22 protein-coding genes are annotated in these 26,468 nt (G+C 62.2%); 10 read left to right on the top strand and 12 right to left on the bottom strand.

Annotated features, from left to right (window positions below; all coding sequences use genetic code 11):
• Positions 1 to 36: 36 nt before the first annotated feature.
• Positions 37 to 390 carry an MGMT family protein gene (locus GEV38_RS22535; RefSeq protein WP_003260756.1) on the bottom strand — a complete coding sequence of 118 codons (354 nt, stop codon included), beginning with the start codon at positions 388 to 390 and terminating at the stop codon, positions 37 to 39.
• 166 nt (positions 391 to 556) lie between these two features.
• Here GEV38_RS22535 and GEV38_RS22530 point away from each other — a divergent pair, with 166 nt between their 5' ends.
• From GEV38_RS22530 to groL, 5 genes are all read left to right on the top strand, one after another.
• Complete coding sequence (locus tag GEV38_RS22530; RefSeq protein WP_023662443.1) at positions 557 to 1,567, top strand: DUF481 domain-containing protein; 1,011 nt, start codon at positions 557 to 559, stop codon at positions 1,565 to 1,567.
• 149 nt (positions 1,568 to 1,716) lie between these two features.
• The gene (locus GEV38_RS22525; protein WP_015271695.1) at positions 1,717 to 2,448 is read left to right on the top strand and encodes a HugZ family protein; all 732 of its coding nucleotides are present in this window, start codon (positions 1,717 to 1,719) and stop codon (positions 2,446 to 2,448) included.
• 67 nt (positions 2,449 to 2,515) lie between these two features.
• Positions 2,516 to 2,977, top strand: coding sequence for an FxsA family protein (locus GEV38_RS22520; RefSeq protein ID WP_039612990.1), 462 nt, complete (start codon positions 2,516 to 2,518; stop codon positions 2,975 to 2,977).
• A 248-nt stretch (positions 2,978 to 3,225) separates the two neighbouring features.
• Entirely contained in the window at positions 3,226 to 3,519 is a 294-nt protein-coding gene (locus GEV38_RS22515) for a co-chaperone GroES (protein ID WP_003260750.1), read from the top strand.
• Positions 3,520 to 3,567: 48 nt separating this feature from the next.
• Positions 3,568 to 5,208, top strand: a complete 1,641-nt coding sequence (gene groL / locus GEV38_RS22510) for a chaperonin GroEL (protein WP_013974091.1) — start codon at positions 3,568 to 3,570, stop codon at positions 5,206 to 5,208.
• Positions 5,209 to 5,409: 201 nt separating this feature from the next.
• Here the strand turns inward: groL and GEV38_RS22505 are convergent, their stop codons facing one another.
• Positions 5,410 to 6,138, bottom strand: a complete 729-nt coding sequence (locus GEV38_RS22505; RefSeq protein WP_015271693.1) for a phosphatase PAP2 family protein — start codon at positions 6,136 to 6,138, stop codon at positions 5,410 to 5,412.
• 183 nt (positions 6,139 to 6,321) lie between these two features.
• On the opposite strand from GEV38_RS22505, the gene colR reads away from it, so the two are divergent.
• The 5 genes from colR (at position 6,322) to GEV38_RS22480 (ending at position 10,034) form a co-directional block, all read left to right on the top strand.
• On the top strand, positions 6,322 to 7,005 hold the full coding sequence (colR, locus tag GEV38_RS22500; RefSeq protein ID WP_003255215.1) for a two-component system response regulator ColR: 684 nt from the start codon (positions 6,322 to 6,324) through the stop codon (positions 7,003 to 7,005).
• A complete protein-coding gene (locus GEV38_RS22495; RefSeq protein ID WP_015271692.1) occupies positions 6,995 to 8,305 on the top strand; it encodes a HAMP domain-containing sensor histidine kinase in 1,311 nt (436 codons plus the stop codon). The genes colR and GEV38_RS22495 overlap by 11 nt, the downstream gene beginning before the upstream one ends.
• A gap of 107 nt (positions 8,306 to 8,412) precedes the next feature.
• Positions 8,413 to 9,096 (top strand): class I SAM-dependent methyltransferase, encoded by a 684-nt coding sequence (locus tag GEV38_RS22490; RefSeq protein ID WP_013974088.1) that lies wholly within the window; start codon positions 8,413 to 8,415, stop codon positions 9,094 to 9,096.
• Positions 9,097 to 9,102: 6 nt separating this feature from the next.
• Entirely contained in the window at positions 9,103 to 9,801 is a 699-nt protein-coding gene (locus tag GEV38_RS22485) for a lipopolysaccharide kinase InaA family protein (protein WP_054573313.1), read from the top strand.
• Complete coding sequence (locus GEV38_RS22480; RefSeq protein WP_025340525.1) at positions 9,801 to 10,034, top strand: hypothetical protein; 234 nt, start codon at positions 9,801 to 9,803, stop codon at positions 10,032 to 10,034. The genes GEV38_RS22485 and GEV38_RS22480 overlap by 1 nt, the downstream gene beginning before the upstream one ends.
• Before the next feature lie 107 nt (positions 10,035 to 10,141).
• On the opposite strand, the gene GEV38_RS22475 is transcribed toward GEV38_RS22480, so the two are convergent.
• The 10 genes from GEV38_RS22475 to GEV38_RS22430 all read right to left on the bottom strand — a co-directional run bounded on the left by GEV38_RS22475 (position 10,142) and on the right by GEV38_RS22430 (position 26,416).
• Positions 10,142 to 13,186 (bottom strand): multidrug efflux RND transporter permease subunit, encoded by a 3,045-nt coding sequence (locus GEV38_RS22475; RefSeq protein WP_054573314.1) that lies wholly within the window; start codon positions 13,184 to 13,186, stop codon positions 10,142 to 10,144.
• 12 nt (positions 13,187 to 13,198) lie between these two features.
• The gene (locus tag GEV38_RS22470; protein ID WP_015271689.1) at positions 13,199 to 14,347 is read right to left on the bottom strand and encodes an efflux RND transporter periplasmic adaptor subunit; all 1,149 of its coding nucleotides are present in this window, start codon (positions 14,345 to 14,347) and stop codon (positions 13,199 to 13,201) included.
• Between the two features lie 233 nt (positions 14,348 to 14,580).
• Complete coding sequence (locus tag GEV38_RS22465) at positions 14,581 to 15,678, bottom strand: DUF1513 domain-containing protein (protein ID WP_015271688.1); 1,098 nt, start codon at positions 15,676 to 15,678, stop codon at positions 14,581 to 14,583.
• 2 nt (positions 15,679 to 15,680) lie between these two features.
• Positions 15,681 to 16,745 carry an imelysin family protein gene (locus tag GEV38_RS22460; protein WP_015271687.1) on the bottom strand — a complete coding sequence of 355 codons (1,065 nt, stop codon included), beginning with the start codon at positions 16,743 to 16,745 and terminating at the stop codon, positions 15,681 to 15,683.
• 20 nt (positions 16,746 to 16,765) lie between these two features.
• Complete coding sequence (locus tag GEV38_RS22455) at positions 16,766 to 18,193, bottom strand: di-heme oxidoredictase family protein (RefSeq protein ID WP_015271686.1); 1,428 nt, start codon at positions 18,191 to 18,193, stop codon at positions 16,766 to 16,768.
• A gap of 277 nt (positions 18,194 to 18,470) precedes the next feature.
• Positions 18,471 to 19,808 (bottom strand): imelysin family protein, encoded by a 1,338-nt coding sequence (locus GEV38_RS22450; protein WP_013974080.1) that lies wholly within the window; start codon positions 19,806 to 19,808, stop codon positions 18,471 to 18,473.
• A 156-nt stretch (positions 19,809 to 19,964) separates the two neighbouring features.
• Positions 19,965 to 22,019, bottom strand: coding sequence for a bifunctional diguanylate cyclase/phosphodiesterase (locus tag GEV38_RS22445; protein ID WP_015271685.1), 2,055 nt, complete (start codon positions 22,017 to 22,019; stop codon positions 19,965 to 19,967).
• A 425-nt stretch (positions 22,020 to 22,444) separates the two neighbouring features.
• Positions 22,445 to 23,413: a TauD/TfdA family dioxygenase gene (locus GEV38_RS22440; RefSeq protein ID WP_054573316.1), complete on the bottom strand. Its 969-nt coding sequence runs from the start codon at positions 23,411 to 23,413 to the stop codon at positions 22,445 to 22,447.
• A gap of 29 nt (positions 23,414 to 23,442) precedes the next feature.
• Positions 23,443 to 24,180, bottom strand: a complete 738-nt coding sequence (locus GEV38_RS22435) for a TSUP family transporter (RefSeq protein ID WP_043935892.1) — start codon at positions 24,178 to 24,180, stop codon at positions 23,443 to 23,445.
• 190 nt (positions 24,181 to 24,370) lie between these two features.
• Positions 24,371 to 26,416 carry a pyrroloquinoline quinone-dependent dehydrogenase gene (locus GEV38_RS22430; protein ID WP_256381861.1) on the bottom strand — a complete coding sequence of 682 codons (2,046 nt, stop codon included), beginning with the start codon at positions 26,414 to 26,416 and terminating at the stop codon, positions 24,371 to 24,373.
• Positions 26,417 to 26,468: the final 52 nt, after the last annotated feature.

The following is a 26,468-nucleotide window of genomic DNA, read 5'->3' as shown; positions in this document are numbered from 1 at the left end:
CATCTGCCTCAAGTTTGCGAAAACAAAACGCGCACTCTAACCGCTGTGCTCCATCGGGCGCCAGCCATGGCGCGTCATATCCACACGATTGTTGGTTACATTTACACCCTCCGCACGCAGGCGCGCCCGTTGTTCATCCCCAGACGGGGTACCCAGTGCCAGGCTCAGGCGACCGCCTGCGCCGAGCACCCGGTGCCAGGGCAGGCGAGTGTCCGCGGGCAGTTGCCCGAGGGTACGTCCGACCCAGCGTGCCGCCCGCCCAAGCCCTGCCAGTTCGGCCAGTTGGCCATAACTGACCACCTTGCCGGCCGGAACTTGGCCAAGTACCGAATACAGCACCGTCCGTCGGCCCTCGGCGGAGTCGAGGGCGTGCTCATATCCGTCAGACATCAGGCCCCCTCTGGGCTGCAGATGAAACCGGACCGGCGGTCTGGCAAATGAGAGTTGAACTCAACGGCATGCTCCCGGTCTTTTCTTGCTCTGGTCGTCGTTATCCGGATAATGCCCGGCTTTTTTCGCCAAATCGAACCTGTAGTCCGAAAATCATAGCCCGCTTATGTATTCTAGATCCTTGTTGTGCCTGCTTGCTGTTTCCCTCTGCGCCTCCCCGGTGTTCGCCGACACCGTATGGATGAAGAACGGTGACCGTCTCAGCGGCAAGATCAAAGTCTTCGACGGCGGCAAGTTGCTGCTGGAAACCCCCTATGGCGGTTCCATCGCCCTGGACTGGAAAGAGGTCCAGACCCTGGAGAGCGACCAGGAGATGCTGGTCAAGCAGGACGCCTACAGCGGTGAGCGCGCCAAGTCGCTGAAGGCCGCCGAGCCTGGCAAGGTGACCCTGGCCAATGGCGAGGCGCCGAAGACCGTGGAGCTGGCCAGCATTGAGCAGATCATGAAGCCCAAGCCCCTGGTCGAGGATTTCGTGTGGAAGGGCAACGTCGACGTGGCGCTGGACTACAAGCGCGCCGAGAACGACACCGACGACTACGACGTCGGCTTCAAGACCAGCGCCCGCCATGGCCGCTGGCGGCACAATGCCGAAGGCGAATACAACCGCGAGACCAAGGACGACGTCACCACCACAGACAACTGGAGTGCCGAGTATGCCCTGGACCGCTTCCTCACCGAGAAGTGGTTCTGGCAAGGGCGCATGGAGTACAAGCGCGACCGCATCGAAGACCTTGCTCGCCAGCGCACCGTGGGTACCGGCCCGGGTTACCAGTTCTGGGACAACGAACTGGGCGCGTTTTCGCTGGGGTCGCTGATCAACCGCACCGACTTCGAATACCAGGATGGCGCCAAGGACAACTTCTATTCTGCGGCGGTGAAGTGGGACTACACCCGCTACCTGATTGGCAAGAACGTGCAGCTGTTCACCAACGGCGAGTTCGCCAAGCCGCTGGGTGGCGTGGCCGACTATGCGCTGGATGCCGAGGTTGGCCTGCGCTACAAGGTCACTGAATGGGCCTCGCTCAACCTCAAGGCGGAGAAGGACATCATCACCGGTACCCGTGAGAGTGACCTGGACAAGACCCGCTATACCGCAGGCTTCGGCGTTACCTGGTAAATCTTTGCGGCCCATCGCGACACAGGATGTACGCGATCCCTTGTAGGAGCGGCCTTGTGTCGCGATGGGCTGCAAAGCAGCCCCATTGGCACTGGATCTGATAATGCTTATCTTGTCCCATCCAGCCCGATATCAGGAGCCGCCCCCAAGTGAGTACCAATGCCATCCGTCCCGCCCGGGAGCTGCTGCTCAAGGAATACCGCGGCGTGCTCTCGACCCATTCCAAGTCGATGCCCGGCTACCCCTTCGGCTCGGTCGTGCCGTACTGCCTGGACGCCCAGGGCAACCCGTTGATCCTCATCAGCCGCATCGCCCAGCACACGCACAACCTGCAGAAGGATCCCAAGTGCTCGCTACTGGTAGGTGAGCGCGAAGCCGAGGACGTGCAGGCCGTGGGGCGCCTGACGGTGATGGCCGAGGCGCACAAGCTGGTGGAGGAGGCCGCCATCGAGGCTGCCGCAGAGCGTTACTACCGCTATTTCCCGGACGCGGCCAACTACCACAAGGCCCACGACTTCGACTTCTGGGTGCTGCAGCCGGTGCGCCACCGCTACATCGGCGGCTTCGGCGCGATCCACTGGCTTGACCAGGTAACTCTGGCCAACCCGTTCGCCGGTAAAGCCGAGGCAAGCATGGTCGAGCATATGAACAGCGACCACGCCAACGCCATCGCCCACTATGTGCAACTGACCGAGCTGCCAAGCCATGCGCCAGCACAGATGGTCGGGGTAGACAGCGAAGGCATGCACCTGCGTATTGGCCAGGCGGTGCACTGGTTGCCCTTCCCAAGTACTTGCAATACGCCGACACAAGTCCGCGAAGCCCTGGTTTTGCTGGCTCGCGCCGACCAGTGGCCGGTTGCGACGGAAGTCGAGGGTTGAAAACCCGAGCGCACGCATCCATCTGTTGGTCTTACAGGAAGGTTCTCTTCCGACGAGGAATGCTTTGATGCGTGCTTTTCTACTGCTGTTTCTCCTGTTTCCCGTGCTGGAGCTGTTCGTCTTCGTGAAGGTCAGTGCCGCCATCGGTTTCTTCCCGGCACTGCTGCTGATCATCGCCGGCTCCGCCCTGGGTGTGCTGGTGATGCGCGTGGCCGGGCTGGCAACCGCACTGCGCGCCCGTGAAAGCCTGCAGCGTGGCGAACTGCCCGCCGAGGACATGTTTCAGGGCATGATGCTGGCCGTTGGTGGTGGCCTGCTGTTGCTGCCAGGTTTCATCAGCGACGTGCTGGGCTTGCTCTGCCTGCTGCCATTCACCCGTCATCTGGCCGCGCGCAAGATGCGCGAGCGTGCCGAGGCCCAGGCCATGCGACAACGCGCCTTTCAGGACGACCCTTTCCAGGCCCGGCCGCGTGATGGCGGGCATCGGCCGAATGTGATCGAAGGCGAGTACGAGCGCCGCGACAAGTAATAACCGGGGGGCCGCTTTGCGGCCCCAGCTTTTTGCGGGGCCAAGGCGCTAATGAAAAATTTTCTGAAGCAAGCCTTGTAATTGAATATGGCGGCCTCATGTAGTGGTCACCGCAAGGTTTCTGGTGGCAACACCAGGCATAACTCAGGTGGTTCGCCCATTGCGGGCCACCCCGGCAACGCCGGACAGCAACAACCCGCCGGTGTCGACACCGGCCGATGAAAACCACAATTTGGGAGAGATCGACAATGAAGCTTCGTCCTCTGCATGACCGCGTCGTTATCCGTCGCAGCGAAGAAGAATCGAAAACCGCTGGCGGTATCGTCCTGCCGGGTTCGGCCGCTGAAAAACCAAACCGCGGCGAAGTCGTCGCCGTCGGCACCGGTCGCATCCTGGACAACGGCGAAGTTCGCGCACTGGCCGTGAAAGTGGGTGACAAAGTGGTTTTCGGCCCTTACTCGGGCAGCAACACCGTGAAAGTCGATGGCGAAGACCTGCTGGTCATGGCCGAGAACGAAATCCTCGCCGTTATCGAAGGCTGATTTCCCCGACTTCCCGTTACTCCAAAGAATTCCAAGGATTAAACGATCATGGCTGCTAAAGACGTAAAATTCGGCGATTCCGCTCGTAAGAAAATGCTGGTTGGTGTCAACGTTCTGGCTGACGCGGTAAAAGCGACCCTGGGCCCGAAAGGCCGTAACGTGGTGCTGGCCAAGAGCTTCGGCGCTCCGACCATCACCAAGGACGGCGTTTCCGTCGCCAAGGAAATCGAGCTGAAAGACGCCTTCGAGAACATGGGCGCCCAGCTGGTCAAGGAAGTTGCTTCCAAGGCCAACGACGCTGCCGGTGACGGCACCACCACCGCTACCGTCCTGGCTCAGGCCATCGTCAACGAAGGCCTGAAAGCCGTCGCTGCCGGCATGAACCCGATGGACCTGAAGCGCGGCATCGACAAGGCCACCGCTGCCGTCGTCGCCGAGCTGAAGAACCTGTCCAAGCCATGCGCCGACTCCAAGGCCATCGCCCAGGTAGGTACCATCTCCGCCAACTCCGACAACTCCATCGGTGAAATCATCGCCGAAGCCATGGAAAAAGTCGGTAAAGAAGGCGTGATCACCGTTGAAGAAGGCTCGGGCCTGGAAAACGAACTGTCGGTCGTTGAAGGCATGCAGTTCGACCGCGGCTACCTGTCCCCGTACTTCGTCAACAAGCCGGACACCATGGTTGCCGAGCTGGAAGGCCCGCTGCTGCTGCTGGTCGACAAGAAGATCTCCAACATCCGTGAGCTGCTGCCAGTTCTGGAAGCCGTTGCCAAAGCCGGCCGCCCACTGCTGATCGTTGCCGAAGACGTTGAAGGCGAAGCCCTGGCTACCCTGGTAGTCAACAACATGCGCGGCATCGTCAAGGTTGCTGCGGTCAAGGCTCCGGGCTTCGGCGACCGCCGCAAGGCCATGCTGCAGGACATCGCCGTCCTGACTGGCGGCCAGGTCATCTCCGAAGAAATCGGCCTGTCGCTGGAAACCGCTACCCTGGAGCACCTGGGTAACGCCAAGCGCGTCATCCTGTCCAAGGAAAACACCACCATCATCGACGGCGCTGGCGCCGACACCGAGATCGAAGCACGCGTCAAGCAGATCCGTGCCCAGATCGAAGAGACTTCCTCGGACTACGACCGCGAGAAGCTGCAAGAGCGTCTGGCCAAACTGGCTGGCGGTGTTGCCGTGATCAAGGTCGGTGCCGGCACCGAAGTTGAAATGAAAGAGAAGAAAGCCCGCGTTGAAGACGCCCTGCACGCTACCCGTGCAGCCGTTGAAGAAGGCGTGGTGCCTGGCGGTGGCGTAGCCCTGGTTCGCTCCCTGGCTGCCATTGCCAACCTCAAAGGTGACAACGAAGACCAGAACGTCGGTATCGCCCTGCTGCGTCGCGCTGTTGAAGCGCCGCTGCGCCAGATCACTGCCAACGCCGGCGACGAGCCAAGCGTTGTCGCTGACAAGGTCAAGCAAGGTTCGGGTAACTTCGGTTACAACGCTGCTACCGGCGAATACGGCGACATGATCGAGATGGGTATCCTGGACCCAGCCAAAGTCACCCGCTCGGCGCTGCAAGCTGCTGCTTCGATCGGCGGTCTGATGATCACCACCGAAGCCATGGTCGCTGACCTGCCAGAAGACAAGCCAGCTGCTGGCATGCCTGACATGGGCGGCATGGGTGGCATGGGCGGCATGATGTAAGCCAGCCTTACCCCCTGCACCATGAAAAGCCCCGGTTCGCGAGAACCGGGGCTTTTTTGTTTTCCTGTGAGGGCCATTGGGGCTGCTTTGCAGCCCATCGCGACACAAGGCCGCTCCTACAGGATTGCGCCAACACTGGGACTTGCGCTGTACCTGTGGGAGCTGGCTTGCCGGCGAAAGGGCCGCAAAGCGGCCCCTGGGTCAGGCAACGCTACGCTCGGCAGCAGGCACCTCAGCCATTCCCCGCCGATACAGAACCAGGTAATACGACCCCAAGCCGATCAACCAGCAGAACACCGCCGTCCACACGTTGTGCGACAGGAAGTGCGCTCCCTGCATCATCCGCCCCAGCGACAGCACCGACCCGGCGACGAAGGCCACCGTCAACGCCACTCGCGCCAGCCTTGGCTTGCGATCACGCAACATGAAGAACAGCCCGAACAGGCAGAACCCGGTGGCGGCATGCCCGCCCGGCCAGCACAGCCCGGGCTTGTCGGTTGCCGGCCGCGGCTCCAGCAGCTTGCTGTAGGTTTCCTTCCCGCCAAACTGGGTCAGGCTCCACGGGCATTGCACCTGGGTCACTTTCTTCAGCGGTGTGACAAACGCCGTGGAAAGGCCCAGTGCCAGCACCAGGCAGCCCAGCTCACGGCGCCAGCCGAACAGGCGCTTCCAGAAGAAGCTGGCAGCAAAGGTCACCAGCGACATCACTCCCAGCAGGATCACCCCCTGCTTGACCCTGTCATGCAGGATGTTCTCCAGCAAATAGCTGTGGCGGCCGATGAACTGCCCGGCAGCAGGGTCGAAGAACAGGTTGGCAATGTCCATGTCGACCGAGGTCAGTTCCAGCAGAATCAGGCCGATTGCGGTCGCCAGGGGTAGCCCCAGATAAAGCCAGAAATTGATCGGGCGGGGGCGATTTGGTTGCTGCATGGCGGCTCCAGGGCGCGAAAAAGATCGGGCATTGTCGGCCGCCCGCTATCCTGTGTCCGTGAAGGATCAGTGAAAAAACCGTCAAGTGCGCTGAATTTTCCCTGGGGCTGGCACCCTGCAGGCATAGGCCTTAAGCTGCGCCTGCCGCGCACCACAGCGAGAAGCGCCGCACAGGAGAAACCGATGCGCATTCTTTTGGTTGAAGACAACCGCGATATCCTGGCCAACCTGGCCGATTACCTGGGCATGAAAGGCTATACCGTCGACTGTGCCCAGGATGGCCTGTCCGGCCTGCACCTGGCTGCCACCGAGCACTACGACCTGATCGTGCTCGACATCATGTTGCCGGGCATCGACGGCTACACCCTGTGCAAGCGCCTGCGCGAAGACGCCCGCCGCGACACGCCGGTGATCATGCTCACCGCCCGCGACCAATTGGACGACCGCCTGCAAGGCTTCCGCTCCGGTGCCGACGACTACCTGCTCAAGCCCTTCGCCCTGTCGGAGCTGGCCGCCCGCATCGAAGCGGTGCTGCGCCGGGCCCAGGGCGGTGGGCGCCGCACCTTGCAGGTGGCCGACCTCAGTTATGACCTGGACACCCTCGAGGTCACCCGCCAGGGCCGCTTGCTCAAGCTCAACCCGGTCGGCCTCAAGCTGTTGGCGGTGCTGATGCAGAAAAGCCCGCACGTATTGCGTCGCGAAGTGCTGGAAGAAGCCCTGTGGGGAGATGATTGCCCTGACAGCGACAGCCTGCGCAGCCACGTGCACCAGCTGCGCCAGGTGATCGACAAGCCGTTTGAAAAACCGCTGCTGCATACCGTCCATGGCGTCGGCTATCGCCTCGCCGAGGGCCGTGATGGAGTTTAAGCAAAGCCTTGCCCAGCGCATCATCATCGCCTTTGCCCTGATGAGCGCGCTGGTGGCCGGGGCCTTCGCCTTTGGCATCGTCGGCACCGTGCACCTGGTCGAAGAGCGGCTGATTTCCTCGGTGCTGGGCGGTGACTTGCAGCGCTTGCTGCGCATGGACAGCGTCAGCGACTGGAGCCACCGCCCCCGCCCCGACCAACTGTTCTATTTCAGCGGCGGGCGCGACGACTTCGAACTTCCCAAGGACCTGCGCCACCTTGACCGCGGCTTCCACGAGGTATTCCGCGATCAACTGTCGTACCACGCCATGGTCGAGATCGTTGATGGCCGTCGCTATGTGCTGTTGCAGGACCAGAGCGACTTCGAAGAGCGCGAGCGCTTGCTGTTCGCTGTGGTGGTGGTGGGCTTCGTGCTCAGCCTGGTACTGGCGGTGATCCTCGGCTGGCTGGTGGCGCGCCGGGTGATGGCGCCGGTGATCCGCCTGGCGCGCCAGGTACGCCACCGTGACCAGTTGCTGGGGCTGGCCCCGCCGCTGGCACCGGACTATGCCGCGGACGAAGTCGGCCAGCTGGCGGTAGCCTTCGACGATACCCTGGGCCGCCTGCGCGATGCCCTGACCCGCGAACGGTTGTTCACCAGCGACGTCAGCCATGAATTGCGCACACCCTTGATGGTGCTGGCCACCTCGTGTGAGCTGCTGATGGAAAACCCGACGCTGGACGCCCGCTCGCGCAGCCAGGTGGAGCGCGTGGCGCGGGCCACGGAAGAAATGCGCGAGCTGGTCAAGACCTTCCTGATGCTGGCCCGGGCACAGCGCGACGAGGGTGCGGTGGCATCGCGGGCCACCCTGCGGGAGGTGGCTGACGAACTGGTCGGGGTTTGGCGCGACACCATCGAGCAGAAGGGCCTGGCCTTGTATTACGATGGCCGCGTCAGTGCCAGCCCGGTACTGTACAACGCCACCTTCCTGCAGTCGGTAATGGGCAACCTGCTGCGTAATGCCGCGCACTACACCGACAGCGGCTACATCCGCCTGAGCCTGGAAGCCAACGGCTTCAGCGTGGAGGACAGTGGCGTGGGTATCCCGGAGGAACAGCGCGAGGCGATGTTCCGGCCGTTCGTGCGCGGCGATGAGCGGCGCGGTGAGGGCCTGGGCCTGGGCCTGTCGTTGGTACAGCGCATCTGCGATGACCAAGGTTGGCATGTCACCCTCACATCAACCTTGCCCCACGGCTGCCGTTTCGTGGTCGACCTGAGCAATACCGCGGCCAAGGGCGATCCGGAGGCTTTGGTCGAGTAATCTGTGGTAACAGGTCATTCGGCGCTCAACATATTTTTCACACCAGCATGACCTGATTCATACGCTTGCTTACCTAATGTGGGCGGAATGGAGTCAGGAGATGCCCAATGCGTAGCCCCATCAAGCTTGAATTTTCCGAGAAGTACGACAAAGAACATGCCCGCGAGTACTTTCTCAAGCACCAGGATGGCCTGGCGCGACGCCTTTCCCACAAGCGTGATGAGCAACTGGCGCGTCGTGCCTTGGCATTGGCTGGTGAGCCTGGGCTGGTCCTCGACCTGCCATGCGGTGCTGGCCGCTTCTGGCCGTTGCTGGCAGAAAAGCCCAACCGGGTGATCATCGGCGCCGACAACTCAGAAGCGATGATCGAGACAGCCTGTACCGCGCAAGCGCCAGAGGTGGTGGCACGGGTACGCCCTTTGCAGACTTCGGCATTTGCCATCGACTTGCCGGACAATTCGGTGGACAGCATCTTCTGCATGCGCTTGTTCCACCACATCGGCGAAGCGGCGCACAGAAAGACCATTCTTTCGGAGTTTCAACGGGTTAGCCGTGATAGTGTGATCCTGTCATTGTGGGTGGATGGTAATTTCAAGGCCTGGCGCCGGAAAAAACTGGAACAGCGCCGCAGGTCCAGGAAGGGCGACCAGGACAACTACCAGAACCGTTTTGTGTTACCGGCCGATACGGTCGAAGAAGAATTCCGAGCCGCCGGCTTCAGAATCCAGGAACGCCTCGATTTCCTGCCGTTCTATGCCATGTGGAGGGTATATGTATTGCGTAAGGGGTAGTGTTTGATGGCTGTAGCCCAGAGCGGGGAGTCGCGGTTCGATTTTTACTGGCGCCAGCAGGGCGAGTGGGTCGAGGAGCCTAACCAGCGCCGTGGTGGCGAGAGCGGTGTGCAACGCCTCGACGATGGCAATGGCAAGCTGCTGTATGCCAAGCGCCAGGTCGGGCATATCTACCGTAGCCTGCTGCACCCTTTCGGCCGGCCGACCGTATTGCGTGAGCTCGATGCGTTGAACAGCTTCGAGCAACTGGGGGTGCGTGTACCGCGCATCGTCTTCTGTGGCGCCGAACGTGGTGCCGACAAGCAGTGGCGTGCGCTATTGGTGAGCGAAGCACTCGACGGTTTCGTCGAACTCGATACCTGGCATGCCGAAGGTGCCCGCGAGCGTTACCCGCAGGTGGTGCATGAGCGCATGCTCAAGGACCTGGCGGACAACCTGGCGCGCATGCATCTGGGGCACTGGCAGCACGGTTGCCTGTATGGCAAGCATGTGTTCGTCAAGGTGATTGGCGAGGGCGAGCAGGCCCGGGTCGAAGTCGCGCTGCTGGACCTGGAAAAATGCCGTCGGCGCATCAGCTGCCAGCGTGCGGCGGGCAATGACCTGCGCCAGCTGCGCCGCCATTCGTCGATGAATGACGCGGAATGGCAAACACTGCTCTACTTTTACCAGATGGCGTTTGGCAGCGCTGTCAAAGGGTTAGGGTAATGAAACTAGAAATAGCTCGAGCTTTGTTCCTGGTAGCTGGCCTGGCGGTGACCACCGTGGCGGTGGCTGCCTGGGAAGAGCCGAGGCCGACGGTGTTCAGCAAGGCGGAGCTGGCCGACCAGTGCGCGTTGCCGCGGGATGTGAAACCGCAGCAACAGGCCGAGGCCGCGCCGGATCAGGACCTGTTGCTGTTCCTGTTCGGCATGCGCCAGGGGTTGCGGCCGTTCGGTTGAACCCGGTGGTAGGTGGGAATGCCAGAGGCCTCGCGATTGCGGGGCCTATGGCATTTTTGCCTCTGCCTTGCCGGCCTCTTCGCGGGTTTACCCGCGAAGAGGCCGTTTCAGGCAACCGATGTTTCCCTGGCAATCGCCTTGTGCGCCAGCAGGGTGTAGATACAAGGCAACACGAACAGGGTAAATAGCGTACCAATCGACATCCCGGTGGCAATCACCGTACCGATGTCAAAGCGGCTGACCGCCCCCGCACCAGTCGCCAGGATCAGCGGTACCATGCCAAATACCATCGCTGCCGTAGTCATCAGCACCGGCCGCAGGCGAATCGCCGCGGCTTCCTCGATCGCCTCGCGCACACTCATGCCGCGCTCCTCACGTAACTGGTTGGCGAACTCGACAATCAGGATGCCGTGCTTGCTGATCAGCCCAATCAGTGTCACCAGCCCGACCTGGGTGTAGATGTTCATGCTCGATACGCCAAGGAACAGTGGCAGCAGCGCGCCACAGATCGACAACGGCACCGTCACCAGTATTACCAATGGGTCGCGGAAGCTTTCGAACTGCGCCGCCAGCACCAGGAAGATGATCGCCAATGCCAGGCCGAAGGTCACCCACAGCGCGCTGCCTTCCTGCACGTACTGGCGCGCCACGCCGGCATAGTCGAAGGCGAAACCTTCCGGAGCCTCCTCGCGGGCGATGCCCTGTACGGTCTGCAGCGCCTCGCCCAGGCTGACCATGGGCACGCCCTGGATGATCGCCGAGTTCAGCTGCTGGAACTGGTTGAGCTGGCGCGGGCGGGCGCGGTCGGTGAGGGTGATCAGGGTGGATAGTGGCAGCAGCTGGCCCTGGTCGTTCTTCACGTAGTAGTTGTTCAGCCAGCCGGGGTTGTCGCGGTAAGGCCGCTCGACCTGGGCAATCACCTTGTAGCTGCGGCCTTCGAGGGTGAAGCGGTTGATTTCCGCCTCGCCCAGCAAGGTCGCCAGGGTGCTGCCCAAGGTGTCCATCGACACCCCCATCTGCGCCGCCTTGGCCCGGTCGATATCCACCACCACTTCGGGCTTGTCGAAGGCCAGGTCGATGTCGAGGAAGGCGAACTTGCCGGATTCCTGGGCGCGGGCCTTGATGCGCTGGGCCACATCCAGCAGTGCCGGGTAGTCGCCAGCGCTGTTGATCACGAACTGGAATGGCAGGCCCTCGCCGGTGCCGGGCAGCGACGGCAGGTTGAAGCCGAAGATCTGCAGGCCACTGATTTCTTCGAGCTTGCTCTGCACCAGCGGCAGCAGCTCCATCTGCGTGCGCTCGCGCTCGTTCCAGGGTTTGAGCAGGAAGCCGCCGATGCCGGTCTGCACGCCATTGAAACCGTTGATCTGGAACGACGAGTAATACTCGGGGAAAGCCTTGAACAGCGGGGTGAATTCGTCGGTATAGGCGTTGAGGTAATCAAGGTTGGCCGGCTGGGGTGAACTGCTCATCATGAAGATCACCCCCTGGTCTTCGTTGGGCGCCAGTTCGTTCTGGGTGAACTTCAGCAGTACCGGAATCAGGCACAGAATGATCACGGCAAACACCAGCACGACGGGCCGGCTGTCGAGGGTGGTGTGCAGCAGGCGCTGGTAGCGCACCTTCAGGCGTTCGAACAGCACGTCCAGGCGGTGGGCAAGGCCGCTGGGGTTCTGTTCCTGACGCAGCAGCAGCGCGCACATCATTGGTGACAGGGTGAGGGCAACGATGCCGGATATGATCACCGCACCGGCCAGGGTCAGGGCAAATTCTTTGAACAATGCGCCGGTCAGCCCGGTGAGGAAGCCGATCGGTGCATACACCGCCGCCAGGGTGATGGTCATCGACACCACCGGCATGGCGATTTCGCGGGCGCCCTCGAGGGCGGCGTCGAACGGCGACTTGCCTTCTTCCATGTGACGGTGGATGTTCTCCACCACGACGATCGCGTCGTCCACCACCAGCCCGATGGCCAGCACCATTGCCAGCAGGGTCAGCAGATTGAGCGAATAGCCCATCATCTGCATGAAGAACAGCACGCCGATCATCGACAGCGGAATGGTCACCACCGGAATCAGCACCGAACGCAGGGCACCGAGGAACAGGAACACCACCACGATGACGATCAGTACAGCTTCGCCGAGGGTCTTGATCACTTCGTCGATGGAGGCCTGGATGAAAAGCGTGGCGTCATAGGCGATCGATACCTTCAGCGCCGAGGGCAGCTGGCTTTCCAGCTCGGGCATGATGCGCCGCACTTCCTTGATGACGTCCAGCGGGTTGGCGGCTGGTGTGGCCTTGATGCCGATGTACACCGATGGGGTGCCGTCGAACGAGCTGACCGTATCGTAGTTTTCCGCCCCCATCTCGACCCGCGCCACATCGCCAAGCAGCACGCGGCTGTCGCCACTGGTCTTGACCGGCAGGGCGGCGAACGCCTCGGCCGACTTCAGCTCGGTGCTGGCGTTGATGCTGGTGACCACGTATTCACCCTTCACCTCGCCGGCCGCGGAAAGGAAGTTGTAGCGGCGCACGTCATTGGTCACGTCGATGGCAGACAGGCCATAGCCCGCCAGTTTCACCGGGTCGATCCAGATGCGCATGGCGAATACCTGGTTGCCGAGGATTTCCGCTTCGGCCATGCCCGGCAGGGTCGCCAGCTTGGGCTGGATCACCCGCGACAGGTAGTCGGTGATTTGCGGGTTGCTCATCTCTTTGCTGTAGAAACTGATGTACATAAGCGCCGAAGCATCGGCGGCTTCCTTGCTCAGTACCGGGTCTTCCGAGTCCTGGGGCAGCTTGTTGCGCACTTCGTTGGCCTTGGCCAGCAGTTCGGTGAACAACCGGTCGCTGTCGGCGCCGATGCGGGCGTAGATGGAAATGATCGAGAAGTTCTGTCTGCTCACCGAGGTCATGTAGTCGATGCCTTCGGCGCTGGCCAGGCTTTGCTGCAGCGGCTGGGTGATATAGCCCTGGATGGTCTCGGCGTTGGCGCCGGGGTAGGCGGTGGTTACCGTGATCAGGGCATTTTCCATTTGCGGATACTGGCGGATCTGCAGCTTGTTCCAGGCCTGGAAGCCCAGCAGCAGGATCAGCAGGCTCACCACGCTGGCCAGCACCGGGCGGCGGATGAACGGGTCGGTGAACGCCATGCCAGCCTCCTGTCAGTCCTTGCCCGGCGTGCCCTGTGCGGGCTTGAGGGCTTTGTCCTGGCCGATGCGGATCGCGGCGCCGGGGGTGAGCTTCAGTTGGCCGGCGGTGACCACCTGTTCCCCGGCCTGCAGGCCCTTGCTGACCACCACCACGCCGTCACGGCGCTCGCCGGTCTGCACCGCGCGCTGCTCGGCGGTGAGCTGCGGCTGGCCCTTGTCGTCGTTTAGTGGCTTGCCGTCCTTGTCCTTTTTCGGCGTTGCGACATACACCGAGTTGCCATACAGGGTGTAGGTGATGGCGCTTTCAGGCACCACCACTTGTGGCTGCGGGTTGGGTAACAGGATCAGCAGGCTGGCGAACATGCCCGGCAGCAGCTTGCTGTCCGGGTTGGCCATGGTTGCGCGCACCAGCAGGTTGCGCGTGGTTTCCTCGACCTTGGGGTTGATGGCGCTGAGGCTGGCGGGGAAGGTCTGGCCCGGGTAGGCGGCCACCTGCACCAGCACCTGCTGGCCCAGGCTGAGGTGTGGCAGGGCCTGTTCCGGTACGTTGAAGTCGACGTAGAGGCTGGATGTGTCCTGCAGGGTGGCGATCACCGTGCCGGCGGCCAGATAGTCGCCGACGTCCACTTGGCGAATGCCGATGGTGCCGCTGAACGGAGCGCTGATGCTCTTCTTGGTCTTCGATGCCTTGAGCTGGTCGACCACCGCCTGATTGCGCCGGTACTGGGCGGTGAGGCGGTCGAATTCGCCGCGGGAGATGGCCGAGTCGCCGACCAGCTGGCTGCCACGGCCGAAATCTACCTTGGCCAGGCCCAGGTCGGCCTGGGCGGTGCCGAGCAGGGCGGTTTCCTGGTCGTCGTTGAGTTGCAGCAACAGTTGCCCGGCCTTGACCTGCTGGCCTGAGTCGAAATGCAGGGCCTTGACGATGCCTTCCACTTCCAGGCTCAGTTCAACGCCCTGTAGCGCCTTGAGGCTGCCGACGGCGGGCAGGCGCTCTTGCCACGGGCGCTGTTCGGCCAAGGCGGCCGCCACGGTGATGGGCGGCTTGGGGGCAGTGAACATCTGGATCTGCTGGTAGATCGAAAAGGCTTTGTAGCCCCCCAGGGCCAGCACGATCAGCAGAACCACGGCCAACATGATGAGCATGCGGCGGCGCAGCATAGGTCCGGTTCCTTGGATGCGGTTGTTATTCGCTTAGACACGACAACGGGCGATCCTGCCCACGTGTGGATGGGGGAAGTATTGACTGTTTTTTGGGGGAAGGGGAGTGGAATGCCTGGGCCGGCCCCTTCGCGGCTAAAGCCGCTCCCGCAGGGGCCGCGCAGTCAGCGGGTTGCGCTATTCCTGTGGGAGCGGCTTTAGCCGCGAAGGGGCCAGTACAGCCAACCCGAAAATCAGACGAGATGCAGGTGGTTGTCCCAGAAACCGGACGGCAGGTTCATCGGTTGCCCGACCAGTTCGGCCTTGCGGCAATCATAGAACCGGCAACGGCCCTGCCCGGAGGTGACGACAAAGCCGTCCTGTACCGCGCCCACCCCCGCGCAATCGGGCATTGGCGCATCCAGCCGCACCGCGCCGCTGTCCAGGTCCCAGACAAACAGGCGGTTGGCCCGTGGCGCGGTCAGCGCGACCAGCCGCAGCTCGCTGTGGATAGCCACGCTGGCGGTGTACTGGGCCATGGCCTGCAACTGCCGCTCCGGTACCGGGAAGGCCTTGAACGGCTCGCCAGGGCGCTTGATCGCCAGCAATTCGGCGGTTTCATCGGCATCGCCCATGAACTGCTGGCAGGCGGCGATGGTGCCATCGCTGCCCACCGCCAGGTGGCGCACGCTGTTCATCTGCTGGGCCAGGGTTTCCTTGCTCAGCAGGGTGCCGTCGCGCTGCATCAGCACCAGGCTCGGTTCCATGGCGTCGAGGTTCATCTCCACCCGGCTTTCGGCTTCGGTGCGGATACCGCCGTTGGCCACGATCAGCGTTTCGCCGTCCGGCAGCCAGGCCACTTCGTGCGGGCCGATGCCGTGGGTCGGAATCTCCCCGCTGTGCACCAGGCGCTCGCCTTCGAAGCGGTACACGCCGAGTACGCCACGCCCCGGGTCGGTGGTGTCGTTCTCGGTGGCATACAGCCATTCGCCACCTTTGTGGATGACCGCGTGGCCGTAGAAGTGCCGGTTCGGCTGCGAGGTGACGGTTTGCAGCAGGCGCCCGTCGCGCAGGTCGACCAGGTAGCTTTCGGTGCCGGGACGGCGGGCGACGAACAGGGCGATCGGCAGGTCCGGGTGATGGATGATGGCATGGCAACGTTGGGCGACCTGGGTGCTGAACACCTGGGTGCCGTCCAGGCGGAACGCGACCGCATAGTGCTTGCCGTCGCCGTCGTCACGCGCCGACAGCAGCAGGGGCTCGCTGCCTTTGTTGCGGAACAGGCTCCAGCCGCCCAGGGTGAGGGCGCTGAGCAATACGCTACCGAGTTTGAGGGCCTGGCGTCGCAGCATGATCAGTCACCGTCGTTGGCATTGAAGCCCAGCTGGATGTTCAACGCCTTGGCCAGCTCGCCTTCGTGCAGGCGGTGGACGACGTTGAGGCTGTCGTAGATCTGGTTCAGGGTTTGCTGGCCAGCGTCGTCGGCCAGCAGCTCGCCCAAGGTTTTCTGGTTGTCGGCCAGCAGTTTGAGCGAGGCAGCGTAGGCGACGTCGATCTTGTCTGCCAGGGCTTTCTGATCGCTGGACAGCAAGCCGCGCAGGCCTTGGTTGTCGACCCCGACCCAGACCGCTTCGGCGGCCTTGAGGCTGGCCTCCAGGCTCTTGAGCGAGCTGTGGCTGCGCCAGGCTTCGGCCTGCAGTGGCTGCGGAATGCCCTTGCTCTGGCGGCCCATCGGCGCACCGAGCTTTTTCTTCAGGCTGTCCAGGGCGGTGACCTGGGCGCGCAGCAGGTCGGCGATGGCCTCGTGGGAGTCGGCGTAGCGCTGGTTGGGGAACTTGGTCATCTGCGAGAGCATGCCGTCGGTGCTGTTCCAGCCCTTGAGGATCTCTTCGGCCAGGGTTTTCTGGTGTTCACCGATGGCCACCAGCAACGGGCAGTAGCGGGCTTTCTGCTCGGCAGTGGCGATGTCCGGCTTGCTGTCGAACAGGATGTACTCGTAGGCCGACAGGCCACGCACCACCACGCTGGCCTTGCCCAAGGCCGCGGCATCGACCGGCTGGTCTGCGTTGACCAGCTGCTCGACCTGGCGGCCGACCAGGTTCTTCTTGTCGGGCCAGAACTGTACTTGCCAGGCGCGGTTGCCTTCGGCCAGCGGGCCGACCAGCAGCGGTTGCAGCTCGGCCCAGGCTTTTTGCGCATTGAGGAAGTCGGCACGGGCCTTGTCCAGGGTTTCCTTGCCTTCGCAGTAGGCCAGGGCGCTGGCGGCCAGCGTGCGGTCGGCTTCGACCCAGCGGCTGTAGGTGGGCAGGATCACCTGCTTGGCGATGGCAGCGGAGGTCACGGCTTGCGGGTCCTGCGGCGAGCAGGCGCCGAGGGCGAGTGCGGCGAGGCTGGTGAACAACAGTTTGGGTCGGAACATGCCCGGCTCCTTTGCGCTTTTTAAAGTGAGTTCAGGAAAGCCAGCAACGCGGCACGCTGCTCGGCATTGAAAGTGAGTACGAAATTGCGTGCCGACTCGGCCTCGCCACCGTGCCAGAGCACGGCCTCGAGCAGGTTGCGGGCGCGGCCGTCGTGCAGGAACTGGCTGTGGCCACTGACCGTTTCGCTCAGGCCGATGCCCCACAGTGGCGGGGTGCGCCAGTCCTGGCCGTTGGCGGCGAATTCGGTGCGCTCGTCGGCCAGGCCCGGGCCCATGTCATGCAACAGCAGGTCGCTGTAAGGACGGATCAACTGGTTGGCCAGCTCCGGCTCGGCGGCATTGGCGGCTGTGGTGAACTGCGGTGTATGGCAGCCCTGGCAGCCGGCCTGGTAGAACAGGTTCTTGCCCGCCAGCACCTGCGGCGAGCCCACGTCGCGTCGGGCCGGTACGGCCAGGTTGCGCGTGTAGAAGGTAACCAGGCGCAGGATGTTGTCGCTGACCTCCTTTTCGCCATCGGCACCGTCGCCGTTGGGCGCGGCCAGGCAGTCGGACTGCGCCTGGGTGCAGTCATCGTTGGGCTGCAGGGTGGTGGTCAGGCCCATGTCGCCGGCAAAGGCATGCACGTTCTGCTGGTTGACGTTGGGCTGCCCGGCCTTCCAGCCGAAGCGGCCGACCACGGTTTTGCCCTGGGCGTCATCCCACACCCGGTTGGCCCGGCCGCGGATGCCGTCGCGGTTGCGGTCGTCGGGATCCTCGTTGGCCAGCAGGTCGGCCTCGGGGATGGCTTCGAGCAGGCCCAAGCCGATCATCGGCGGCGCCACCCGCGCCGAAAAGCGCGTGTCGGGGTGCATCACGCCATAGCCGAGCTGGGTGATCTGCAGGGCCGGCTTGCGCAGCTCGACCTGGTGGCCATCCTCGAACGACACCGTTTCGCTGGTGTAGCTGACCCGCACCTTGCCTTCCGGCGTCACGCCGGGGATGGCCATGTCCTGCAGCTGGGTGCCATAGACCGGCTCCGGCACCACGCCGAGGCGTTCGACCACCTTGGCCAGGTAGGGCTGGTCGGGGATCGACAGGCGTACCAGCATCGATACGGCGTTGCTGTCGCCCGGCTCTGGCGGGTGGCCGCGGCCGTCGCGCACGTGGCAGTTCTGGCAGGCATTGGTATTGAACAGCGGCCCCAGGCCGTCACGGGCGGTGGTAGTGGACGGGGCGATCACCCAGGGGTTGCGGAAGAAACTGTTGCCTACGGCGAAATCCAGGCGCCGCTCGGGCGAGAGGTTGGCCGAGGGCAGGGAATAGGCATTGCGGTCAGTGCGCTGCACGGTGGCTTTGCCGCCCGACAACGCTTCGCCGGGCTCGGCCTGGGTGAAACGCGGGGCGTCATCGCAGGCGGCAAGGGCAAAGGCCAGCAGCAGGGGGGAGAGTCGGGACAGCGACAAGGACATCGAAAATCCTGGGCGTGAGCGAAAAACCGGCGTGCAAGCTTAGCAGGGTGAGGGAGTTTGAATAAGAGCAATTTGCAATTGCTGGATGAAATCGGTGTCAGTTGGCCATGGTTTGTGGTTGCCTGGTCGGGCCCTATCGCCGGCAAGCCAGCTCCCACAGGTACCCCACAGCCTCTGAGCCCAGTGGGGAACCTGTGGGAGCTGGCTTGCCGGCGATAGGGCCGGAAGCAAAAAAGGCGACCCGAAGGCCGCCTCTTTCAGAACCGCTACAGCAGGATCAGAACTCGTGATCCGCGGTATCCGGGTTCAGGTTGGCAATGCCCAGCTTGCCCGCGGCCTGCTCGATCGCACCGGTCTGCTTGACCAGGGAGGCGATGGCGTCACGCACGATCTGGTTGCCGGCTGCGTTGTCGGCAGCGATCAGCTGGTCGTAGTGCTCGCCCTTGAGCGCGTGGTCGACGATCACCTGGATCTTGGCTTCGGTGGCTTCCAGGTCGGCCTTGAGGGTGGCGTCGGCAGCCGGGTCTACTTTGGCCACCAGCGACGACAGGCTCGGGCCGGTCACCTTGCTGCCGTCCGGGCGGGTGTACTCGCCCAGGTAGACGTTGCGGATGCCCTTGGCATCGTAGAAGTGCGAGTAGTGGGTGTTGTCGCTGAAGCAGTCGTGCTCGTCTTCCGGCGAGTTGGCCTCCAGCGAAACCTTCATGCGCTCGCCAGCCAGTTCGCCCAGCGACAGGCTGCCCATGCCGAACAGCATCTTGCGCAGGCCGTCGTTGACCGACTCGGCTTCCAGCTTGGCGCGGTAGTTGTCGGCAACGTTCGGTGCCCAGTTGCCGACCATCTCTTCGAGGTCCTTGACCAGCAGGTCGGTGACCGCTTTCAGGTAGGCACGGCGGCGGTCGTTGTGGCCACCGGTGGCGCCCTTGCCTTCCAGGTAGTCCGACGCCGGACGGTTGCCAGCGCCCGGGCCGGTGCCGTTCAGGTCCTGGCCCCAGAGCAGGAACTCGATGGCGTGGTAGCCGGTGGCGACGTTGGCTTCAGAGCCGCCCAGTTCGTTCAGGCTGGCCAGCTTCTCGGGGGTGATGTCCTTGACGTCGATCTTCTCTTCGCCCACCTGGATCTCGGTGTTGGCGATGATGTTGGCGTTGGCCGCCGGGTTGCCCAGGGCGTGCTCATAGCTCTTGTCGACGTAGTCGATCAGGCCTTCGTCCAGCGGCCAGGCGTTCACCTGGCCTTCCCAGTCGTCGATGATGGTGTTGCCGAAGCGGAATACTTCGCTCTGCAGGTACGGTACGCGCGAGGCGACCCAGGCTTCCCTGGCTGCTTTCAGAGTTTCGTCGTTCGGCTTGGCCAGGAACGCGTCGACTGCGGTCTGCAGGGTCTTGGCGGTGCTCAGCGAGTCGCTGTACACGGCGTAGACCAGCTCGGCGTAATGCTTGACCACGGCTTTGCCGGCGGCTTCGTCGACAGCCCCGGGCGCTGCAGCGGTGGTGCTGGCGGCAGCAGGTGCCTGGGCTTGCGGCGCGGCGGCCTTGTCGTCCTTGCCTTCGCCGCAACCGGCGAGAGCGATGGCAATGGCCAGCAGACTGGCGGAGGCCAGAGGCATTCGAATCATTATTGGTTTCCTGCGTCGTGTGGTTGGACCAAGGGGTGGACGGTGCGCCGTGGCACGCGAAACGACAACATCATGCGAAAGATTTGCATTTGCTGTAAAGGGGCGGGCATGCAATTCGTGTAAATGCCGGTCACGGGCTGTAATCGGGCAGGCGGCTCAGAACATCGAAACCTGGTTTCGCTGTGCCTGCTTGAGGAAGTTGGTCAGCTCACGGGCCGACAGCGGCTTGCTGTAGTGGTAGCCCTGGCCCTCGTGGCAGCCCTGGGCGACGATGTAGGTTTCTTGTTCGGCGGTTTCCACGCCTTCGGCGATTACCTGCATTCCCAGGCTCTTGCCCAGCTGGATGATGGCGCGGACGATGGTGGCGTCGTCATCGTCGTCCAGCAGGTCCTGGACGAAGCTCTTGTCGATCTTGATCTTGTCCAGCGGCAGCGATTTCAGGTAGCTGAGCGACGAGTAGCCGGTGCCGAAGTCGTCGATGGCAATCAGTGCTCCGGAGCGGCGCAGGCTCAGCAGGTGCTGGGCGGCGGTGCTGATGTCTTCCATCAGGCCGGTCTCGGTGACTTCCAGTTCCAGGCTGCGTGGTGGCAGGCGGTAAGCCTGCAGCAGGTTGTTGACCACCCGCGGCAGCTCGTTGTGGTGCAGCTGTACGGTGGACAGGTTGACCGCCATGCGCAGGTCGCTGAAGCCCATGTCGTGCCATTCGCGCAATTGCCGGCACGCCTGGTCGAGCACCCATTCGCCGATGCCGATGATGCTGCCGTTCTGTTCGGCCAGGGGGATGAACTGGTCCGGGGGCACCATGCCCAGCTCCGGATGTTGCCAGCGCAGCAGTGCTTCGACACCGACCACGCGGTGGTCGCGGTAGCTGATCTGTGGCTGATACACCAGGTACAGCTGGTTGCGTGGCAGGGCTTCGCGCAGGTCCTTTTCCAGTTCGCGACGGCGGCGCATCTCGCTGTCGACGCTGGCGATGTAGAACTGGTAGCGGTTGCGCGAACGGGCCTTGGCCAAGGTCATGGTCTGTTCGGCTTTCTGCAGCAGCTTCTCGGTGCTGTCGCCGTCTTCCGGGAACAGGGTGATGCCGATGGTGGCGCGCAGGCGGATCTGCTGGTGGTGGTCGAGGTCGAACGGCACTTCCAGGTCGTCGAGGATACTCTGCGCCAGTTCGGCGGCCTCGTAGGGCTGCTCGATATTGGCCTGCACCAGGGCGAACTGGTCACCGCCCAGGCGTGCCAGGGCGCCCAGTCGGCCGCTGTGGGCGCGCAGGCGGTCGGCCAGGGCCAGCAGCAACTGGTCGCCGACCTGGTAGCTGAACTGCTCGTTGATGCCCTTGAAGTCGTCCAGGCCTACGCACAGTACCGCCACGCGGTGTTGCAGGCGGCCACCGTCGACGAGGATCTTGTCCAGTTGCTGCTGCAGTTGCTGGCGGTTGGGCAGGCCGGTGAGGAAGTCGTACTGGGCCATGCGTTGCAGGCTGTTTTCCGCCTCGTGACGCAGATGGGTGTTGCGCTCGATCGAGGCCAGCAGCTGGTTGGCGGTATTTACCCACAGGCCCAGCTCGTTCTTCTCGTGGCCCTTGAGCAGCGGTAGCTGATGCTGGCTGGGGCGGTCGGGGTTGATCTGGGTGAGGTGCTCGATGATCTTCGACAGCGGTTTGGTCAGCAGCCAGTGGTAGACCAGGTACAGCACCAGGCCCATGGCCAGGGCCCGCAACACGCCGGAAATGAAGATGATCACGGCGTTGATCAGGAAATCTTCGCCGTAGGACGAGGTGTCGAGGGTGATGCTCAGGTCGCCGTAGTATTCGCTGTAGGGGCCGCGGCCGACCAGTTGCGTGCTGTAGGTACGTTCCTGGCCGAGGATCAGGTCGGTCAGCCAGCGCATGGACATGTCCTGCAGCGGGCGGGACTTTTCTGCGAGCATGGTTTCGTTGGGGTGGCCAATGGAGGCCATGCGTACCGATTCATCCTGGAACAGGCCTTCAATCACCTGCATGCCCATTTCGCGGTCGAGGCTATATACCGCCTGGGTCGAGGGGTCGCGGAACATGTCGAGGATGCGTTGGGCATCGCTGTTCACGGCTTGGCGGGTCTTGTAGGTGTCGTAGACGATTTGCGCACAGCTGAGCACGACACCGACCGCTAGCGCCGACAGCAGCACGACCCTGAGCAACTTGACCGACAAGCTGTTCCGCAATTCCAGCTTCAATGGGGGTTTCCTTAATCCATGCGCATGGCATCATTTTGCCATCAACGATGACGATACACTATCGGCCGACCATCAGAAGTGTATCGGTTGCCTGACCCCGCAACTTGAATGCGCCGTGACAATCTTCCAGAGGTTTGATGTTAGCGTGGTATGCGGGCTGAGCAAGCGTTTTGCGGGTGGGGCGTGGATGAAAACCGTGTCGACCGCTTCGCGGGCAAGCCCGCCCCCTCAGGCATGGCACATTCCTCCAAATGGAGTAGCGCCTGTGGGGCGGGTCTGATTTACACGCCGCTGGAGAAGCGGACGGATCCCTGCGATGAAAGGCAACCACCTGTGTACGCATGCAGACGAGCACAGCATCCGCCATCAGGCAGGCACTGTGAAGGCACGCGTTATCGGGCAGTTACAGTAGTGCGGGGAAAGGGTTATTGGCGATTGGCACTGCTGGCCGGCCATTGTTCAAGTTCGGCACAGGGCGGGGTCAGGAACATGTCCGACTGAAACCGAATCCCGCAACTGTAATCGATGAAGGCAGGCGCGTTCTCGGCGGCGGCAATATTGTATTTCTGGAACGGCAACATGGCCCTGCGCACCGGCGACTGGTTGAGAATATTCTTGAATACCATGCTTGTGTCATCGGCAATCCACAGCCTACGGACTTTTCTTTTCATGTTGCCGTCAGTGAACTGGTGGCGTGCATGCAATACTCGCAAGTTGTCCATGACCAGGATTTCGCCGGGTTCCAGGCTAATGTTGGTGATGTAGTCCGGGTTGGTTGAATATTTATCCTGGATATACTGGAAGGCGGAACTGGCCCATTCCGGACTGAACGCAGTGCTGTCATACCGGTAGCGAATACGCAGTTTGTTCTCATTGACCTTTTCGAAGACAGAACAATCGATCGACAGCAGGTCATCACGGCAGTACGTGACACTGCCACTGGTCATCAGGATCCTCAGGATGTCGGGATGATTCACCAGCAGGTCATTATAAATGCGTTGCCCATCCACCAGGAAGTTGTCACCGCCAAACTGCGGTTTGGAAACGCACTGCAGAATGACGTATTTGGGCGGGGTAATCTTCCTGGCAACCCCATCGATATACGCCATGCCATTGAGGAACGAGCCATCCGTATGGGGATAGAAGTCGCTCGACAGTTCGCCGTGGTAGTCGTCCCTGAACGCTTGCCAGTCCTTGTTGATCGGATCGCCGCCGCCGACCACGCCAGTCTTGTCGGATTTGGTATGGAACTGGATCAGGCCGAACCGGCCTGCCACCGCGCGAAAGGCCTCGAGCGAATCGTCCTCGGGGTTGATTACGCAGTATCCATGTTCATGAAGAAAAGTCGAGATCCCCTGGCTGTCCTTGGAATCAAACTTTTTACGCGCGATCATTTCAAACTCCTTGTTTGAATGGATGAAGCTCAGACGTTTTGAATAAAGTGGTCCACAATCATTTTCAAACCGAAGAACGTCACCCCGGCTTTAAGCAGGATGGCGCCAACACGTTGCGATATTCGGTTTCGAAGAAAGCCGCCCAGGTAGGAACCGGCGGTGGAGGCGGTGATCATGATGATGATCAACTGGGCATAGTCCATGAAGGCAAAGCCGGCAAAGACAAAGGCAGCTACTTTCAGGCCGTGCAATACACTCATCTGCATGGCGTGGGTGACGATGACCTGATCCTTGTTGATGTTCATCCTCATCAGGATCGGCTGGGAAATAAGCCCGGTGACGGCAACGAACAGTGATAGAAACGTTTGCAGGAAACCAACGATGGCAAAGTTTTTCAGGACAAAGCCGAGCGAGGCGACCAGCTTGGTCCAGGTAATCGCCAGGATGAAGATGCCGAGAATCAACGACAGGTACTTTTCCGGGAAATGCCCAATGAAGAAGTAACCGATGGCTGCCCCTGAAAGGCAGCCGATGACATAACGCGGGAGAATCTCGATTTTTGCGTGCTTGTAATCGAAGGCGAAGCGGCTGCCGTTGCTGACCATCTGAATCAGGCCATGCACCGGCACAACGGCAGAAATGGGCAGGAACTGCGGCATGACTGCCAATAGGCCAATCCCGCCGCCTACGCCGATAGCGGCAGTCATCAAAGAAGTTAGAAAACTGACGCCCACCAAAACATATAGGCCAGCGGATAGTTCAAACATTGTCACTCCTGTCTGATTGACATGAATTCAAGCGGGCACTTCTGTACCGCAGTTGCTCGTTGCTGTTTGTGGCGCGCACGCAGCCACCCGACGGCGCACGGCGCGCCATCGGCTGTCGATGATTGGTTGATAGCGGGTATGTCAGCGCCTGGCTTTCAGTGCCGAGCAGCGCCTTTACGCAGCGGGCGCGCTATTTTTCCGGCAGCGCCCAGGCAATGATGCTGTCACCCAGCTTGGTCGGAATCCGGTCATGCCCGCCGACCACGGCAACAACGTACTGCCGCCCTTCGCTCATGTAGGTCAGGGGCGAAGCCTGGTTGCCGGCCGGTAGGCGCTCTTCCCACAGCAATTCACCACTTTCGCTGTTGTAGGCGCGCATGAAACGGTCGATGGCAGCGCCAATGAAGGTCACGCCTCCTGCTGTAGCCACGCCAGTAGCGTCGCTCGGAGTGCCGATTTCGAAGCGCAGTTTCGAGGCGATGCCCAAGGGCCCACTGTCATAGCCGGTGCCGAACGGGCGGCTCCAGCGCACTTCACGTGTGCGCAGGTCGATAGCGGAGATGAACCCCCAGGGTGGTGCGATGCACGGCTGTTCCAGCGCTGACATCCATGGGTCCTTGATTGCCCCGAACGGCAGACCGGCCTGGACGCGGAACCCCTGGTTATTGCCCGGCGACTCCTGAAACGACTTGGCATTGATCGCATCGAGCTGTTCGCGTGGAACCAGCCCCTGCATGTACGGCAACCGCTGGTTGTTGATGATCAGCAGGCCTCGCTGCAGGTCCACCATCACTCCGCCCCAGTTCAGGCCGCCGTGATGGCCGGGAAAGATCAGGCTTTGCTGGCCGACTACCGGCGGTGTAAAGATCCCTTCGTAACGCGCCTGGCGAAACTCGATGCGGCATTGCAACTGATCGAACGGCGTCAGGCCCCAGGCGTCGGCTTCGGTCAGCACTTCCGGTCTTTTCGATGGGCGGCCCATGGTGCTCGGCATGCTTGGTGACAGCGGCTGCGTCGCCGCGGTGTAGTCTCCAGGGGCAGTGCCCTGCGGGACGGCAGCCTGCACCACGTCGACCAGCGGTTCGCCGGTGGCGCGGTCGAGGACGAACAACTGGCCCGATTTGGTCGCTTGAATGACGGCCGGGCGTGGGCCGCTGCTCGTGGGGAAATCGATCAGCGCCGGTTGTGGGCTCAGGTCGTAGTCCCAGAGGTCGTGATGGACGGTCTGGAAATGCCATTTGACCTTGCCGGTGAGCGCATCCAGGGCCACCAGTGAAGAGCTGAACTTGTCTTCCTGTTCGGTACGGGTACCGCCATAGAAGTCGCCTGCAGCATTGCCGGTGGTGATGTAGACCAGCCCCAGTTCGTCGTCGGCGGAAATCGGCGCCCATGAGTTGGGCGTGCTGAGCGTATAGGTTTCATCGGCGTCGGCAGGCGCAGTGCTGTCGGGGCGACCGAGGTCCCAGGCCCACTTCTGTTTGCCGCTGACTGCGTCGTAGGCGCGAACCACACCTGATGGCGCCGGGCGCACATCCGAGTCAAGCACGCGGCCACCGGTAATGACCACACCACGGATTACCAGTGGTGCAGAAGTGATGCCGGTGGAGCCTTTGCGGAACGTGCCCAGGCCGTCCTTGAGGTCGGCAAAGCCTGCCGTGCCGAAATCTGGGCAGGCCTGCCCGGTGAGCGCATCAACTGCACCCAGGCGGATGTCGTTGGTACCCCAGATGATGCGTTTGGCGCATAGGCCACTGGCATTGGGTACTTCGTAGTACGAGACACCACGGCAATAGGCACCACCGTTGGCGAAATAGTCCGGGTCGACTTTCGAGTCGTAGCGCCAGTTCTCTTTGCCGGTAGTGGCGCTCAACGAAATGATGATTTGCTTGGGCGTGCAGGTATACAGCGAGTCGCCAACCTTGATTGGCGTGGCCTCGTTCAGATACTTGGTTTTTTCGCCAGGCTGTTTCACATCGCCATGATGATACTCCCAGGCCTTGACCAGGCCGGAAACGTTGCTTGGGGTAATCTGCGCCGCAGCGGAATAGTGGTTGCCGAGGTTGGAGCCGGCATAGGCGGTCCAGTTGGTCTTGTCGTGGGACGCGGCGACATTGGCGTCCGGTGAGGTCACGGTACTGCGGCTGAAGGGTTGCTGTGTATGTGCGGTGATAGCGGGCGAGTCGGCCAGGTGAACGGTGTTGGGGAAGAACAGCGGTGTCAGGATGGTGGCCGCCATCAGCAGCGGCAGCCCCCCCCATGACGCTGAAATACAGTGCCTTGTTGACTTT

It is taken from the genome of Pseudomonas sp. 13159349 (assembly GCF_013305685.1).
Taxonomy (GTDB): domain Bacteria; phylum Pseudomonadota; class Gammaproteobacteria; order Pseudomonadales; family Pseudomonadaceae; genus Aquipseudomonas; species Aquipseudomonas asiatica.
The sequence above is the reverse complement of the archived record's forward strand: the minus strand, read 5'-3'. Positions and strand labels throughout refer to the sequence as shown.

Bases quoted from the DNA above. Each gene is read 5' to 3' on its own strand.
- GEV38_RS22535 (WP_003260756.1), bottom strand. From the start codon at position 390: ATGTCTGACGGATATGAGCACGCCCTCGACTCCGCCGAGGGCCGACGG.
- GEV38_RS22530 (WP_023662443.1), top strand. From the start codon at position 557: ATGTATTCTAGATCCTTGTTGTGCCTGCTTGCTGTTTCCCTCTGCGCC.
- GEV38_RS22520 (WP_039612990.1), top strand. From the start codon at position 2,516: ATGCGTGCTTTTCTACTGCTGTTTCTCCTGTTTCCCGTGCTGGAGCTG.
- GEV38_RS22515 (WP_003260750.1), top strand. From the start codon at position 3,226: ATGAAGCTTCGTCCTCTGCATGACCGCGTCGTTATCCGTCGCAGCGAA.
- groL (WP_013974091.1), top strand. From the start codon at position 3,568: ATGGCTGCTAAAGACGTAAAATTCGGCGATTCCGCTCGTAAGAAAATG.
- GEV38_RS22505 (WP_015271693.1), bottom strand. From the start codon at position 6,138: ATGCAGCAACCAAATCGCCCCCGCCCGATCAATTTCTGGCTTTATCTG.
- colR (WP_003255215.1), top strand. From the start codon at position 6,322: ATGCGCATTCTTTTGGTTGAAGACAACCGCGATATCCTGGCCAACCTG.
- GEV38_RS22495 (WP_015271692.1), top strand. From the start codon at position 6,995: ATGGAGTTTAAGCAAAGCCTTGCCCAGCGCATCATCATCGCCTTTGCC.
- GEV38_RS22490 (WP_013974088.1), top strand. From the start codon at position 8,413: ATGCGTAGCCCCATCAAGCTTGAATTTTCCGAGAAGTACGACAAAGAA.
- GEV38_RS22485 (WP_054573313.1), top strand. From the start codon at position 9,103: ATGGCTGTAGCCCAGAGCGGGGAGTCGCGGTTCGATTTTTACTGGCGC.
- GEV38_RS22480 (WP_025340525.1), top strand. From the start codon at position 9,801: ATGAAACTAGAAATAGCTCGAGCTTTGTTCCTGGTAGCTGGCCTGGCG.
- GEV38_RS22475 (WP_054573314.1), bottom strand. From the start codon at position 13,186: ATGGCGTTCACCGACCCGTTCATCCGCCGCCCGGTGCTGGCCAGCGTG.
- GEV38_RS22470 (WP_015271689.1), bottom strand. From the start codon at position 14,347: ATGCTGCGCCGCCGCATGCTCATCATGTTGGCCGTGGTTCTGCTGATC.
- GEV38_RS22465 (WP_015271688.1), bottom strand. From the start codon at position 15,678: ATGCTGCGACGCCAGGCCCTCAAACTCGGTAGCGTATTGCTCAGCGCC.
- GEV38_RS22460 (WP_015271687.1), bottom strand. From the start codon at position 16,745: ATGTTCCGACCCAAACTGTTGTTCACCAGCCTCGCCGCACTCGCCCTC.
- GEV38_RS22455 (WP_015271686.1), bottom strand. From the start codon at position 18,193: ATGTCCTTGTCGCTGTCCCGACTCTCCCCCCTGCTGCTGGCCTTTGCC.
- GEV38_RS22450 (WP_013974080.1), bottom strand. From the start codon at position 19,808: ATGATTCGAATGCCTCTGGCCTCCGCCAGTCTGCTGGCCATTGCCATC.
- GEV38_RS22440 (WP_054573316.1), bottom strand. From the start codon at position 23,413: ATGATCGCGCGTAAAAAGTTTGATTCCAAGGACAGCCAGGGGATCTCG.
- GEV38_RS22435 (WP_043935892.1), bottom strand. From the start codon at position 24,180: ATGTTTGAACTATCCGCTGGCCTATATGTTTTGGTGGGCGTCAGTTTT.
- GEV38_RS22430 (WP_256381861.1), bottom strand. From the start codon at position 26,416: ATGGCGGCCACCATCCTGACACCGCTGTTCTTCCCCAACACCGTTCAC.